12 protein-coding genes and 2 pseudogenes are annotated in these 14,337 nt (G+C 76.3%); 7 read left to right on the top strand and 7 right to left on the bottom strand.

Going from position 1 to position 14,337, the window contains the following annotated elements; genetic code table 11:
* Positions 1-189 precede the first annotated feature (189 nt).
* From VE546_RS10010 to VE546_RS10035, 6 genes and pseudogenes are all read left to right on the top strand, one after another.
* Complete coding sequence (locus VE546_RS10010; RefSeq protein ID WP_324920795.1) at positions 190-1,311, top strand: energy-coupling factor ABC transporter permease; 1,122 nt, start codon at positions 190-192, stop codon at positions 1,309-1,311.
* Position 1,312: 1 nt separating this feature from the next.
* Positions 1,313-2,074: a cobalt ECF transporter T component CbiQ gene (gene cbiQ, locus VE546_RS10015; protein ID WP_324920796.1), complete on the top strand. Its 762-nt coding sequence runs from the start codon at positions 1,313-1,315 to the stop codon at positions 2,072-2,074.
* Complete coding sequence (locus tag VE546_RS10020; RefSeq protein ID WP_324920798.1) at positions 2,062-2,853, top strand: ABC transporter ATP-binding protein; 792 nt, start codon at positions 2,062-2,064, stop codon at positions 2,851-2,853. Before cbiQ ends, VE546_RS10020 begins: the two co-directional genes overlap by 13 nt.
* 51 nt (positions 2,854-2,904) lie before the next feature.
* Positions 2,905-4,083 (top strand): serine hydrolase domain-containing protein, encoded by a 1,179-nt coding sequence (locus VE546_RS10025; RefSeq protein WP_324920799.1) that lies wholly within the window; start codon positions 2,905-2,907, stop codon positions 4,081-4,083.
* 21 nt (positions 4,084-4,104) lie between these two features.
* On the top strand, positions 4,105-4,938 hold the full coding sequence (locus tag VE546_RS10030) for an SDR family NAD(P)-dependent oxidoreductase (protein WP_324920801.1): 834 nt from the start codon (positions 4,105-4,107) through the stop codon (positions 4,936-4,938).
* 11 nt (positions 4,939-4,949) lie between these two features.
* Positions 4,950-5,198: pseudogene (locus tag VE546_RS10035) on the top strand (lytic polysaccharide monooxygenase); the annotation flags it as partial.
* A 100-nt stretch (positions 5,199-5,298) separates the two neighbouring features.
* On the opposite strand, the gene VE546_RS10040 reads toward VE546_RS10035, so the two are convergent.
* The 7 genes and pseudogenes from VE546_RS10040 to rsmI form a co-directional block, all read right to left on the bottom strand.
* The gene (locus tag VE546_RS10040) at positions 5,299-6,693 is read right to left on the bottom strand and encodes an acyltransferase (protein WP_324920803.1); all 1,395 of its coding nucleotides are present in this window, start codon (positions 6,691-6,693) and stop codon (positions 5,299-5,301) included.
* A 126-nt stretch (positions 6,694-6,819) separates the two neighbouring features.
* Complete coding sequence (locus VE546_RS10045) at positions 6,820-7,806, bottom strand: 4-(cytidine 5'-diphospho)-2-C-methyl-D-erythritol kinase (RefSeq protein WP_324920805.1); 987 nt, start codon at positions 7,804-7,806, stop codon at positions 6,820-6,822.
* Positions 7,803-8,690: a 16S rRNA (adenine(1518)-N(6)/adenine(1519)-N(6))-dimethyltransferase RsmA gene (gene rsmA, locus VE546_RS10050; protein ID WP_324920807.1), complete on the bottom strand. Its 888-nt coding sequence runs from the start codon at positions 8,688-8,690 to the stop codon at positions 7,803-7,805. Before rsmA ends, VE546_RS10045 begins: the two co-directional genes overlap by 4 nt.
* Entirely contained in the window at positions 8,687-10,174 is a 1,488-nt protein-coding gene (locus tag VE546_RS10055; RefSeq protein ID WP_324920809.1) for a ubiquitin-like domain-containing protein, read from the bottom strand. Before VE546_RS10055 ends, rsmA begins: the two co-directional genes overlap by 4 nt.
* Positions 10,175-10,299: 125 nt before the next feature.
* Positions 10,300-11,130: a TatD family hydrolase gene (locus VE546_RS10060; protein WP_324920811.1), complete on the bottom strand. Its 831-nt coding sequence runs from the start codon at positions 11,128-11,130 to the stop codon at positions 10,300-10,302.
* Between the two features lie 83 nt (positions 11,131-11,213).
* Positions 11,214-11,477, bottom strand: a pseudogene (locus VE546_RS10065) (hypothetical protein); the annotation flags it as partial.
* A gap of 104 nt (positions 11,478-11,581) precedes the next feature.
* A complete protein-coding gene (rsmI, locus tag VE546_RS10070) occupies positions 11,582-12,433 on the bottom strand; it encodes a 16S rRNA (cytidine(1402)-2'-O)-methyltransferase (RefSeq protein ID WP_324920813.1) in 852 nt (283 codons plus the stop codon).
* A gap of 116 nt (positions 12,434-12,549) precedes the next feature.
* On the opposite strand from rsmI, the gene VE546_RS10075 reads away from it, so the two are divergent.
* Positions 12,550-14,322, top strand: coding sequence for a dolichyl-phosphate-mannose--protein mannosyltransferase (locus VE546_RS10075; protein ID WP_324920815.1), 1,773 nt, complete (start codon positions 12,550-12,552; stop codon positions 14,320-14,322).
* Positions 14,323-14,337 lie beyond the last annotated feature (15 nt).

The following is a 14,337-nucleotide window of genomic DNA, read 5'->3' on the forward strand; positions in this document are numbered from 1 at the left end:
ACCGCCGTGCGGAGGGCCGGAGGTTCGGCGCACCGGCCGTGACGGGGCGCGGCGGACCGAGGCGGACGACCACGAGCGATGCGGGCGCTCTTGCAAAAGCATCGCAATAAGCCCCTACCATCGGGGGAGAACCGTCCCCGCGCCACCCCCCGGAAGCCGCAGCAGCCGTCCGTAGAAGCGGAGCCAGCCATGCATGTCCCCGACGGATTCCTCAACGCCCCGGTGTCGGTGGCCACCGGCGTCGTCGCCGCGGCCGCCGTCGCGGCCGGCCTGCGCGGCGCCCGCCGCGAACTGGCCGGCCCGGACGGGACGCCCGGCGGGGAGCGGACGGCACCACTGGCCGGCCTGGTGGCGGCCTTCGTCTTCGCCGTGCAGATGATCAATTTCCCGGTGGGGGCCGGCACCAGCGGCCACCTGATGGGCGGGGCGCTCGCGGCGGTGCTCGTCGGCCCGTACACGGGTGTGCTCTGCCTCTCGGTGGTCCTGCTGACGCAGGCCCTCCTCTTCGCCGACGGCGGCCTCACGGCGCTGGGCACCAACATCACGCTGCTGGGCGTGGTCACCGTCGTGACCGCCTACGCCGTCTTCCGCGGCCTGGTGCGCGTCCTGCCGCGCGGCCGGAGGGCGGTCACCACCGCCGCCTTCGCGGCCGCGCTGGTCTCCGTGCCGGCCGCGGCCGTCGTCTTCACCGGCCTGTACGCCCTCGGCGGCACCGCCGAGGTCTCCCTGGGCAAGGTCCTCACCGCGATGGTCGGCGTCCACGTCCTGATCGGCGTCGGCGAGGCGGTCATCACCGCCGCCACGGTCGGCGCGGTCGTCGCCGTCCGCCCGGACCTGGTGTACGCCGCCCGCGGCCTGGCCCGGCCCCTCGTGCTGCGCACCGCTCCGGGGGCCGCCCCCGAGCCCGCACCCGCCGCCCCCGTACCCGCCGCCGCGCGGCCCGTCTCCTCCACCCGGAAGGTCTGGGCGGGAGGACTGGCCGCCACCCTGCTGTGCGCCGGGGTCGTCAGCTTCTACGCCTCCTCCGCCCCCGACGGCCTGGAGAAGGTCGCCGGCGACCACGGCATCGCCGCGAAGGAGGAGGAGCACCGCCTCGCCGACTCGCCGCTCGCCGACTACGGCGTGGCGGACATCGCCGACGAGCGGCTGTCCGGCGGGCTCGCCGGGGTCATCGGCGTCGGGGCGACCCTGGCCGTCGGCTCCGGGGTGTTCGTGGCCGTCCGGCGGCGCCGGGCCGCCGATGCCGACACTGCTGCCGCCGACGCCGGGACCCGTACGGACACCGGGGCCCCGGCCGGGAGGACCACCTGAGATGGGCGCCGGACACGCCCACCGGCTCTACCGCCGCGGGGACTCGCCCGTCCACCGGCTCCCCGCGCACTGCAAGATCATCGCGGCCCTCGCCTTCGTCCTCGCCGTGGTCTCCACCCCGCGCGAGGCGGTGTGGGCCTTCGGGCTCTACGCGCTGCTGCTCGCCGCGGTCGCCGTCGCCGCCCGCGTCCCGCCCGGCCACCTGCTCGCCCGCATGCTGGTCGAGGTCCCCTTCGTCGCCTTCGCGGTCCTGCTGCCCTTCGTCGCGGAGGGGCCGCGCGTCCACGCGCTGGGGACGGAGCTCAGCGAGCCCGGACTGTGGGGCGCCTGGAACGTCCTGGCCAAGGGCACCCTCGGCGTCGCCGCCTCCGTGCTCCTGGCCTCCACCACCGAACTGCGCGACCTCCTCCTCGGCCTCCAGCGGCTGCGCATGCCGCCGCTGCTGGTGGAGATCGCGTCCTTCATGCTCCGCTACGCCGACGTGATCACCGACGAGATGCGCCGCATGCGCATCGCCCGCGCCTCGCGCGGCTTCACCGCGCGCGGCCCGCGGCAGTGGGGCGTGCTCGCCAAGTCCGCCGGGGCGCTGTTCATCCGCTCCTACGAGCGCGGCGAACGCGTGCACCTGGCCATGGTCAGCCGCGGCTACACCGGCTCGATGCCGGTCCTCGACGAGGCCGCCGCCACCCGCGCGCAGTGGTCGTCCGCCGCCGCCCTCCCGCTCGCCGCGCTCGCCGTCTGTCTGCTGGGATGGACCCTGTGACCCCTGCCGAACCCGCCACCGAGCCCGTGCCCCCCTCCCTGGAGGTCCGCGGCCTGGCCTACGCCTACCCCGACGGCCACCAGGCCCTGTACGGCGTGAACCTCACCGTGGCGCGCGGCGAGCGGGTCGCGCTGCTCGGACCCAACGGCGCGGGCAAGACCACCCTCGTCCTCCACCTCAACGGCATCCTCACCGCGGGCGCGGGCAGCGTCACCGTGGCCGGCCTGCCGGTGAACCGGGCCAACCTCGCCGAGATCCGCCGCCGCGTCGGCATCGTCTTCCAGGACCCCGACGACCAGCTCTTCATGCCCACCGTCCGCGAGGACGTCGCCTTCGGCCCCGCCTCCGCCGGACTGCGCGGCGCCGAACTGGAGGAGCGGGTGCGGGAAGCCCTCGCCCGGGTCGGGATGGAGGCGTACGCCGACCGCCCGCCGCACCACCTCTCCTTCGGCCAGCGGCGCCGCGTCGCGGTGGCGACCGTCCTGGCCATGCGGCCGGAGATCCTGGTCCTGGACGAGCCGTCCTCCAACCTCGACCCCGCCTCCCGCCGCGAACTGGCCGACGTCCTGCGCTCGTTGGACGTCACCGTCCTGATGGTCACCCACGACCTGCCGTACGCCCTGGAACTGTGCCCCCGCTCGGTCGTCCTCAGCGACGGCGTGATCGCCGCCGACGGCCCCACCCAGGACCTGCTGGGCGACGCGGAACTGATGCGCGCCCACCGCCTGGAGCTCCCCTTCGGTTTCGACCCCAGGTCCGTGACGCTGCCGCGCGCGTAGCACCATGGACGGTGCACGCATCGACCATCGACCGGCGGGAGCACGAGCACAGTGGTGGACGTCCAGGGCACGGTGGCGGACGGCTACGAGCCGGTCCGCGACGCCTTCCGCGCCAATCTCACCGAACGCGGCGACCGCGGCGCGGCGGTGGCCGTCTACCGGGACGGGCGCAAGGTCGTCGATCTGTGGGGCGGCCTCGCCGACCCCCACGGGCAGACCCCCTGGGCCGAGGACACCGCCCAGGTCGTGCGGTCGGTGACCAAGGGGCCGGCCGCCGCCGTGCTGCACCTGCTGCACCAGCGCGGACGGCTGGACCTGGACGCCCCGGTGGGCACGTACTGGCCGGAGTTCAAGGCGGCGGGCAAGGAGCGCGTACCGGTGCGCCACCTGCTCACCCACCGCGCCGGGCTGCCCGCCCTGGACACCCCCCTCACCCCCGGTCAGGCCCTCGACGGCACCTCCGGGCCGCGCGCCCTCGCCGCCCAGGCGCCCGCCTGGGAGCCGGGCACCGCGCACGGCTACCACGCGCAGACCTACGGCTGGCTGCTGGGCGAGCTGGTGCTGCGGGTCACCGGGCGCACCCTGGGCCGCTGGTTCGCCGAGGAGATAGCCCGGCCGTACGGCCTCGACCTGTGGATCGGGCTGCCCGCGGAGCAGGCCCACCGGGTGGGCCGGATCGCCGAGGTCCAGGCCCCGCCCGTGCCGCTCTCCCGCGGCCTGCGCGTCCGCCCCAAGCGGGAGGTCGCCGAGGCGTGGAGCGACCCGGGCTCCCTCACCCGCCGGGCCTTCGGCGCCGTCGAACCGCCGCCCGACGAGAACGACCCCGCCTACCTGGCCGCCGGGCTCCCCGGTTCCGGGGGCGTGGCCACCGCCCGTTCCCTGGCCCGCTTCTACGCGGCGCTGCTGGGCGACCTCGACGACGGCGCCCGCCGCCTGTACGCCCCCGCCACCCTCACCCAGGCCCGCACCGAGGAGTCGGCCGGGCCGGACCGGGTGCTGGTGGTGGGCACCCGCTTCGGGCTCGGCTACATGCTCCACGGACCCTCCTGCCCGATGCTCGGCCCGGGGTCCTTCGGCCACCCCGGGCGCGGCGGCTCCCTCGCCTTCGCCGATCCGGAGACGGGAGTGGCCTTCGCCTACGTCACCAACTCCCTCCAGAAGTCGGTCACCTCCGACCCCCGCGCCCAGGCCCTCGTACGCGCCCTGCGCCGGACGGTGACGGAAACCTGATCACGGCCCTACCCTGGCCCGATGCAGCGAGATGAGGGGCGTTCCGGGGAACGCCGCCCGGGGACGGGCCGGTTCGGGGAGTACGGGGTGCTGGTCACCGGCGCCGGACGCGGCATCGGCGCGGCGATCTGCCGCCGGCTGGCCGCCGAGGGGGCGCGGGTGCTCGTCACCGACGTCGACGGGGAGCGGGCCCGGCGGACGGCACAGGCCGTGCGGGAGGCCGGCGGCCGGGCCGAGGCCGCCGTCTGCGACGTGGGCGAACGGGCCTCGGTGGAGGCGGCCGTGGCGCTTGCCGTGGACCTCTTCGGCGGGCTGGACGTCCTGGTGAACAACGCCTACGCCCACCACCCGGACGTCCCGCTCTTCGAGGACTCGTCGGAGGAGGACTGGGCGCGCGACCTGGACATCACCCTCACCGGCGCCTTCCGCTGCGCCCGCGCCGCCCTGCCCCACCTCGCCGCCGCCCCCGATCGGCGCGGGGCGATCGTCAACATCGGCTCGGTCAACGGCGAGCGGGACTTCGGCGGCCACGCCTACAGCGCGGCCAAGGCGGGCCTCGCCTCCCTCACCCGCACCCTGGCCGGGCACGCCGCGCCCCGGGGGGTACGGGTCAACCTGGTCGCGCCGGGCACGGTCGCCACGTCCGTGTGGGAGGGGAAGGAGACCGCCCTGGAGCGCGCGGCCCGGGAGTATCCGCTGGGCCGGGTCGGCCGCCCCGACGACATCGCCGCGGCCGTCGCCTTCCTCGCCTCCGCCGACGCCTCCTGGATCACCGGCGTCACCCTGCCCGTGGACGGCGGCCTGCTGACCGGCAACCTCGCCCTGCGCCGCGCCCTGGGGGAGGCGGACGGCTGACGCCCGGCCACCAGGCCGGCCACGGCGCCGACTTCCTCCGCGTCTACGTCACCAAGCAGGGCTTCGACGCCACCCGCCAGGCGCTGCGCTGGAGCGACCTGGAGCTGGTGAAGACCACCGGCCGCTACGCCCCCGCCCAGAACATCTCGTTCGACGTCAGCGCCCCCGGTCGCAGCGGCCACCACATCGTCTTCACGATCCGGCAGGCCTCCCACATGGACCAGGCGTACTTCCTGTGCAGCGACGTGAACTTCCGCTGATCCGGCGGTAGTCACGCACCGGGCACCCGTCCCGCACACCGGCCCCGCCGGATGCCGGGCATCCGGCGGGGTCCCGCCGTTCCGGGGCGCACGGCCGGCGTCACCCCGCGCGGCGGCCGGCCCGCTCCACCAGCAGCCAGCCCGCCGCCGCCATGGCCACCGCCGCCGGGGCGGTGACGTGGACGACCACCAGCAGCGCGGTACGGCCCTCCAGCAGGCCGCCGAAGCCGACCGCCGACAGGCCCAGCACCCCCAGCAGGCACAGCGTGACGCCCAGCGCGGCGACCGGGGTGGCGGTCGGGGCGGGAGTGCGGGACGTGGTGGTATCCGGGGCGGGGGAGGGGCGCTCGAAGCGGCGGAAGGCCGCCACCAGCAGTGTGGTGAGGGCGCCCGCGGCGGCGACGCGGAGCGGGGCCTGGAGCCACCACGCGGCACCGGCCGGAGCGGGCAGGGGGACGTCGAGGGACAGCAGCAGCCCGTGGACGCCGAGCATCGCGGTGAGGTGCCACAGGAACGCCGTCATGGCCACCCCGTTCGCGGCGACCACCGCGCGCCACACCCGGGGCCGCTCCAGCAGCCGCGCTGCGGGCCCGCGCAGCAGCTCCACCGCGCCGACCAGCCACACCCCGTGGCAGAGCAGGGCCAGCGTGGGCGGGGCCATGTTGCTGACCGGCTCGTCCGGCATCCCCACCATCGACAGCGGATACGGCCCCAGCGCCACCAGCGCGGCGGCCGACGCCAGGCCGGCCGCGGCCAGCACCGCGGGTATGCGGGGGTCCGCCCGGAGGCGGCCGTCGGCGCGCAGGAAACCGAGCTGGTGGACCGCCAGCCACACGAAGGCGAAGTTGAGGAAGGCCACGTAGGGCACGCCGGCGGCGAAGCGCAGCAGGTCCACCATCGCCGCGGCCCAGGCGAGCGCGGCGAACACCCCCCAGCCGTACCGCTCGTGGAGGCGCAGCAGCGGCGGGGTGAGGGCCACCATCGCCAGGTAGATCCCGATGAACCACAGCGGCTGGGCCACCAGCCGGGCCGCCGTGTCCGTCAGCGGGCCGCCGGCGCCCAGGACCTGGACGGTGAGGGCGCCGGCGCCCCACACCGCGGTGAAGACCATGGCCGGACGGAGCAGCCGCTGGAGGCGGGCGCGCAGGAACGCCGGGTAGAGCGGTGCGCCCGGCGGTGTGCGGCGGAGCAGCGAGCGGTGGGACAGCGCGTGCGAGAAGCCGCCGACGAAGAAGAACACCGGCATGACCTGCAACAGCCAGGTGGCGGGCTGCAGGGCGGGCACGACGGCGAGCAGGTTGCCCACCTCGGCGCGGCCGTCCGGGCCGACGGTGACGGCGGCCATGAGCCAGTGGCCGAGCACCACCGTGCCGAGCGAGGCGACGCGCAGCAGATCGACGAAGCGGTCGCGGGTGGCGGGCGTGGCCGCGGCGAGCGCGCGGACACCGCCGGTTCCTCCGGTTCTCCCGGTTCTCGTGACTCCCCTGGTCTCCATGCGGGCAGCCTGGCGCGCACGGCCGTGCGCGCGGCACGGCGTTCGTACTCAAACCGCACGGACGCGGTCTGGGCCGCGGTACTCAGGCCCCCGCCCGGGACTCCCGGGACTCCGCGCGGGCCGCCGTCACACCTCCGCCCGCAGCACCGTCGCGCCCGGCGCCGGGCCGGTGGCCGTGTGGGCGGCCCGGCAGGTGCCCGAGGCGCGCAGGGCCACGGCGACGTCCGACGCCGCGGTGGCGTCCTCGGCCAGGAAGGCGCAGGTCGGGCCGGAACCGGAGACCAGGGCGGCCAGCGCGCCCGCCGCCATGCCCGCCGCCAGGGTGTCGTCCAGGGAGGGGAGCAGCGAGACGGCCGCGGACTGGAGGTCGTTGGACAGGTGGGCGGCCAGCAGGGAGGCGTCCCCGGCGCGCAGCGCGGCGAGCAGCGCGGGGGACGGCTCGGGCTCGGGCACGTCGCCGACGCCCGCGCCCGTCCCCCGGCACTCGCGCAGCCGGTCGCACTCGCGGTAGACGGCCGGGGTGGACAGCCCGCCCTCGGCCACGGCGAACACCCAGTGGAAGGTGCCGCCCACCTCCAGCGGCGTCAGCACCTCGCCGCGGCCCCGGCCCAGGGCCGCGCCGCCGACGAGGGAGAACGGCACGTCCGAGCCCAGCCCGGCGCAGATGTCCAGCAGTTCCTCGCGCGGGGTGCGGGTGCCCCAGAGCACGTCGCAGGCCAGCAGCGCGCCCGCCGCGTCCGCGCTGCCGCCCGCCATGCCGCCGGCCACGGGGATGTCCTTGTCTATGTGGACGTGGACGTCCGGCGAGATGCCGTGCCGCAGGGCGAGCGCGTCCACGGCGCGCAGGGCCAGGTTGGAGCGGTCCAGCGGCACCCGGTCGGTGTCGGGGCCCGAGCAGGTGACGCGCGGGCCCTCGGTCGGGGCCGTCGGGGTGACGGTGACGTGGTCGTACAGGCCCACGGCGAGGAAGACGTTCGCCAGGTCGTGGAAGCCGTCCGGCCGCAGCCCGCCCACCGCGAGCTGCACGTTGACCTTGGCGGGGACGCGTACGGTGACCGACGTCGTGGCGCCCGGGGCGTCCGTGCGCGCCGTGCTCGTGTCCGGGGTGCTCATGCGGTGGTGCCCTTCCGCTCCGCGATGGCCGCGAAGTCCTCGATCGTCAGTGACTCCCCCCGGGCCCGGGGCGGGATGCCGGCCGCCTCCAGCGCCGCCTCGGCCGCCGCGGCCGAACCCGCCCAGCCCGCCAGCGCGGCCCGCAGCGTCTTGCGGCGCTGGGCGAAGGCGGCGTCCACCACCGCGAAGACCTCCTCGCGGGTGGCGGTGGTGCGCGGCGGCTCCCGCCGCACCAGCGACACCAGCCCGGAGTCCACGTTGGGCGCCGGCCAGAACACGGTGCGCCCGATCGCCCCCGCCCGCTTCACCTCCGCGTACCAGGCGGTCTTCACCGACGGCACCCCGTACACCTTCGAGCCGGGCTCGGCCGCCAGCCGGTCGGCGACCTCGGACTGGACCATCACCAGGCCGCGCTCGACGGTCGGGAAGGTGGCCAGCATGTGCAGCAGGACGGGCACGGCGACGTTGTAGGGCAGGTTGGCGACCAGCGCGGTGGGCGCCGGGCCCGGCAGTTCGGTCACGCGCAGCGCGTCGCGGTGGACGAGCGCGAAGCGGTCGGCGCGCTCCGGCAGCCGCGCGGAGACGGTCGAGGGCAGCGCCGCCGCCAGCACGTCGTCGATCTCCACCGCCGTCACCCACGCCGCGCTCTGCAGCAGCGCCAGCGTCAGCGACCCCAGCCCCGGGCCGACTTCGACCACCACGTCGTCGGGACGCACCCGTGCGGTCCGCACGATCCGGCGGACGGTGTTGGCGTCGATGACGAAGTTCTGGCCGCGCTGCTTGGTGGGGCGCACGCCCAGCGCGGCGGCCAGCTCGCGGACGTCGGAGGGGCCCAGGAGGGGGTCGGGGGCCGGTGCGGGGGACGACTCGGGGGCGGTGCTCACCGGTGCAGTTTACGGCCGCACACCGGCCAGGGGCTCGTGCCCTTCTGCACGTAGAGCTTCTTCGCCCGGTAGGTCTGCTCGGCCGGAGGGGCGTCCTGCGGGCGGCCCCGGCCGCCGAGGCTCCGCCAGGTGCGGGCGTCGAACTGGTACAGCCCGCCGTGCGTCCCCGTGGGGTCCACCGCGTCGGGACGGCCGCCGGACTCACAGCGGGCCAGGGCGTCCCAGTCGAGGCCGTCGGCGCCCCGCACCGAGGGCGGCAGCGGCCTGGTGCCCACCCGGACGACCTGCGGCCGCGGCGCGCGCACCACCACGGTCCCCACGTGCCGGGGCCGCTGCCGCACGCCGTTGACCGTGCGCAGCTCGTAGGTGATCCGCCGCACCCCCGGCCGGCCCGCCTGGGCCACCACCTCCGTCCCCGTGAACAGGGTCGGGTCCGCGCGCCGCACGGTGGCGAACGGGATCGCCTCCTCGCGGACCTGCTCGGTGTCGGTGATGCGCAGGACCGTGACCGTCTGGCCGTCGTGCGGGAAGGACTCCAGGGGGACGGAGGCGGTGTCCTGGCCCCGCAGCTCGACGCCCGCCTCCGCAAGCGCCTCGCCCACGGTGGCGGCGTTGGTGCGGACGGTGCGCTCGCGCCCGTCGGCCAGGACGGTCACGCTCCGCTCGGACCGCACCGTCAGGGCCAGGCCGCCGCGGCCGATCCGCCGGTCGCCGGGCACCGACAGGTACGCACCCTCCGGGCGCACCCCGAGCCGGCGCAGCGCCTCCGCCACGGTGGGGGCGGTGGTCCACACGCGCTGGGGGCGGCCGTCCAGGGTGAGGGTGAGGGGACGGCCGTAGCGGACGGTGACCCGGTCGCCGTGGGCGAGCTCCTCGCCGGGCGCGGGGGAGACGGCGTCGTGCTCGCCGACCCGCACGCCCTCGTCGGCCAGCAGCTCGGCGACGTCGTCCGCGAAGGTGTGGAGGGTGCGCGGCCTGCCCTCCACCGTCAGCTTCACGGCCTTCTCACCGGCGACGAAGGCGGAGGTGCCGCCCGCCAGGCAGGCGACGACGAGCGCCTGGGGCAGCAGCCTGCGCAGGGCCTCGGGCCGCCGGGCGGCCCGCCGGCCGTGTGCGGCCCGCCGCGCGGCGGCCCGTCCCCCGGCGGTCCGGGGCGGCTCGGGCGCCCCGGTCGGATCGGCCGGATCGGCCGACTCCGCCGGATCGGGGTACACGGGGGACACGGGCGGCACGGGGGGTCCGAAGCGGCCCCGCGGCTCGGACGGGGGAGCCTGCGCGGGGATGCGGACGCCGTACGGGAGGTGCCCGCCGTACGCCTCCGGCGCGCCGTACGCGCCGTACGCCCCGTGGCTCTCGTACGAGGGGCGGTAGGTGTCGTACGGATCCCGCTCGTACCCCCGCGCCTGCCACGGCTCGGGCGGCGGGTACGCGCGGGGGTAGGCGGGTCCGTACCCGTACGGCCGGCTTTCCTGCGGATGGCTCACGGCGTAACTCCCAAGCGGTCCGGGTCGCGGCCCGGGACGCTAGCGGAGGGGGCGTCACTCTCCCAAGTCGTATGATGACCGTCCGTGTCCGCGGACGTGCCGGCGGGGCGTGCGCGCGGCGGCCGTCAGTAGCCGAAGGCGCGGGCCGTGTTGGCCGCGACGTGCTCCGCGAGCGCGTTCTCGGGCATCTGTTTGACCTCGGCCATGGCGCGCAGCGTGACCGGAATCAGGTACGGGGCGTTAGGCCGTCCGCGGTACGGCGCCGGGGCCAGGAAGGGCGCGTCGGTCTCCACCAGCAGCAGCTCGGGCGGCGCGGCGGCCAGGGCGTCGCGCAGCGGCTGGGCGTTCTTGAAGGTGACGTTCCCGGCGAACGACATGAAGTAGCCCTTGTCCGCGCACACCCGGGCCATCGCGGCGTCGCCGGAGAAGCAGTGGAAGACCGTCCGCTCGGGCGCGCCCTCCTCGTCCAGGATGCGCAGCACGTCCTCGTGGGCGTCGCGGTCGTGGATCACCAGCGCCTTGCCCAGCCGCTTGGCCAGCTCGATGTGGCGGCGGAAGGAGTACTGCTGGGCCTCCCGGCCCTCCTCGCCGGTCCGGTAGTGGTCCAGGCCCGTCTCGCCGACGGCCAGCACCTCCGGCCGGGCGGCCAGTTCGGCGATGCCGTCCAGGGCGGCGTCCAGGGCCTTCCGGCCCCCCTCGGCCTCCAGCCGCGGCGCCTCGTTGGGGTGGAGGGCGACCGCGGCCCACACGGCGTCGTGCTCGGCGGCCGCCTCGGCGGACCAGCGCGACCGCTCCAGGTCGCAGCCGACCTGGATCAGGGTCGTCACACCGACCTCGGCCGCCGCCGCGAGCGCCTCCTCGACGGTGGTGTCCTGCATGTCGATGTGGGTGTGCGAGTCGGCGACCGGCACGTCCAGGGGGACGGGCGGCGGCGCGGGCTTCGCGGACTTGTCCATGCCGGCGATCCTAGAACGCCCCGGCGCGCCGCCCGCGGGCCGCCCGCGCGGTCACCCGCGCGGCGGGGCGGTCACTCGTGCGGCCGGGCGTGCTCCGCCGAGGAGACCTGTCCCGCCCGCATGATCCGCACCACGCGCGTCTCGCAGTTCGGGCACGCCGGGTGCTTCAGCGGCGACGGGACGCGCCGGCCGTCGGCCGGGTCGTGGTAGGTGACGAACGGGCGGCCGTCGAGGTCGGTGTGGTGGCGGATGTCGTACGCCTGCTCCCAGCCGTACCCGCAGTGCATGCAGGCGAAGGAGTACTCCTCGCGGACGACCGTGTCCCCGGGGTTCGTGGAGTCCTTCATGGGAACCTCCTCCCGCTTTCCTACCAGTGGACTCCTCACCGGCCGGAAATGTCACGACCCCGTCGGCTCTTTTCGTCCCCGCCGTCCGTCCCCCGCTCCCCGCCTCACCCGGCGCCGGAGTTCTTCGCGGCGACCACGGCGTCGAACACCTCCCGCTTGGGCACCCCCGCCTCGCGCGCCACCGCCGCGATGGCCTCCTTGCGGCGCTCCCCGGCCGCCTCGCGCGCCGCGACCCGGCGCACCAGCTCCGCCGCGTCCACCTCCCGGCCGGAGGGGGCGGGGGCACCCTCGACGACGACGGTGATCTCCCCTCGCACGCCCTCCTCCGCCCAGGCGGCCAGCTCCTCCAGGGTGCCGCGCCGGACCTCCTCGTAGGTCTTGGTCAGCTCCCGGCACACCGCCGCCCGGCGCCCGGCGCCGAAGACCTCCGCCATGGCGGCGAGGGAGGCGGCCAGCCGGTGCGGCGCCTCGAAGTACACCAGCGTGCGGCGCTCCCCGGCCGTCTCGCGCAGCCGCGCCAGCCGCTCGCCCGCCTTGCGCGGCAGGAAGCCCTCGAAGCAGAAGCGGTCCACCGGCAGCCCCGACAGCGCCAGCGCGGTCAGCACGGCGGACGGCCCGGGCACGGCCGTGACCGTGATCCCGCGCTCGACGGCGGCGGCGACGAGCCGGTAGCCCGGGTCGGACACCGACGGCATCCCCGCGTCCGTGACCAGCAGCACCCGGGCGCCGCCCGACAGCGCCTCGGCCAGCTCGGGCGTCCGCGCGGCCTCGTTGCCCTCGAAGTACGACACCACCCGGCCGGAGGGCTGCACGCCCAGGGCCTGGGCCAGCCGCCGCAGCCGCCGGGTGTCCTCGGCGGCGACGATGTCGGCCCCCGCCAGTTCGGCCGCGAGCCGCGGCGGCGCGTCGGCGACGTCGCCGATGGGCGTTCCTGCCAGTACGAGTGTTCCGCTCACGCCGCCATCCTCCCAGCTCCGGGCCGCCCCGGTGGCCCCGCCCGCCCCCGTGCGGCGCCGGTGCGGCCCGGTGCGGCCGCCGGGACACGGCGTGGCCCGGAAGGGGGTTCCCTACGATGGCCCGCGTGACCAGTGACACCGCGACTCAGGCCCGGCACGGGGAGCCCGTCGGGGAGCAGCCCCCGTCATGGCGGGAACGACTGCGGCGCTACGGATACGTGGCACCCCGGCGGGCCGATGTGCGGGAGCGGCTCGTACCGCCCTACCCGCCACCCGGCCGGAGCCGGGTGTGGGGCCTGTTCGGGCTGGACGAGGACGACGCGCGGCGGCTGGGGCGCTGGGCGGGGTGGGGCGGCCCGCTCCTCGTCGCGCTGTTCGCAGGGCTCCTGCGGTTCTGGAACCTCGGCTCGCCGCACGCGGTGATATTCGACGAGACGTACTACGCCAAGGACGCCTGGTCGCTGTACAAGCTCGGCTACGAGGGCACCTGGCCCGACGGCGCCAACGACACGATCCTCCGCGACCCCGCCGCCGCCCCGCTCGGCGACGCCGCCTCGTACGTGGTGCACCCGCCCGCCGGGAAGTGGGTCATCGCCGCGGGCGAGGCGCTGTTCGGCCTGACGCCCTTCGGCTGGCGCTTCATGGTCGCGGTGCTCGGCACGCTGTCGGTGCTGATGCTCTGCCGCATCGGCCGCCGCCTGTTCCGCTCCACCGCCCTGGGCTGCCTGGCGGGTGCCCTGCTGGCGGTGGACGGGCTGCACCTGGTGATGAGCCGCACCGCGCTGCTCGACCTGGTGCTGATGTTCTTCGTGCTGGCGGCCTTCGGCTGCCTGCTGGCCGACCGGGACCGGGCCCGCGCCCGGCTCGCCGCGGCCCTGCCGCCGGACGGACGCCCCGACCCGGGCGTCGGCGACCGGCTGGCCCTGGGGTGGCGGCCCTGGCGGATCGCCGCCGGGGCCTGCCTGGGGCTGGCCTGCGCCACCAAGTGGAGCGGCCTGTACGTGCTGGCGGCCTTCGGCCTGCTGACCCTCCTGTGGGACGTCGCCTCCCGGCGCGCCGCCGGGGCGCGCCACCCCTACCGTTCGGCGCTGCGCCGCGACGCCGGCCCCGCCCTCCTCTCCCTGGTGCCGGTCGCCGGCGCCGTCTACCTCGTCTCCTGGGCGGGCTGGTTCGCGAGCCGGGACGGGTACTTCCGCACCTGGGCGGAGAACCGCCGGGGCCTGTCGCCGGAGGCGCTGCCCGTCCCGTTCACCGACTGGCGCGTCCCGCTGCCCCGGTTCGACATGACCTGGGTCCCGGCGCCGCTGCGCAGCCTGTGGCACTACGAGACCGAGGTCTACACGTTCCACGTCGGGCTGACCTCCGAGCACCCCTACCAGTCCCACCCCTGGAGCTGGCTGGTGGCCGCCCGCCCGGTGTCGTACTTCTACGAGTCCCCCGAGCGGGGCGAACACGGCTGCGCGGCGGACGGCGGCTGCGCACGCGAGGTGCTCGCGCTGGGCACCCCGCTGCTGTGGTGGGCGGCCTGCTTCGCGCTGCTGTACTGCCTGTACCGCTGGGCGCTGCGCCGCGACTGGCGCGCGGGCGCGGTCCTGTGCGGGGTGGCGGCCGGCTACCTGCCGTGGTTCCTGTACCAGGAGCGCACGATCTTCTACTTCTACGCGGTCGTCTTCGTGCCGTTCCTGTGCCTGGCGCTGACGATGGCGATCGGCGCCGTCCTCGGGCCGCCCGGCTCCCCGGAGCGGCGGCGGGCGGTGGGCGCCGTGGCCGCGGGCGTGCTCGTGCTGCTGATCGTCTGGAACTTCATCTACTTCTACCCGCTCTACACCGGAATCCAGATCCCCAAGGACGCCTGGCAGGCCCGCATGTGGCTGGACACCTGGGTCTAGGCCGTCCCCGCGGGC

The organism is Streptomyces sp., assembly GCF_035644915.1.
In the GTDB taxonomy this organism is placed as follows: Bacteria; Actinomycetota; Actinomycetes; order Streptomycetales; family Streptomycetaceae; genus Streptomyces.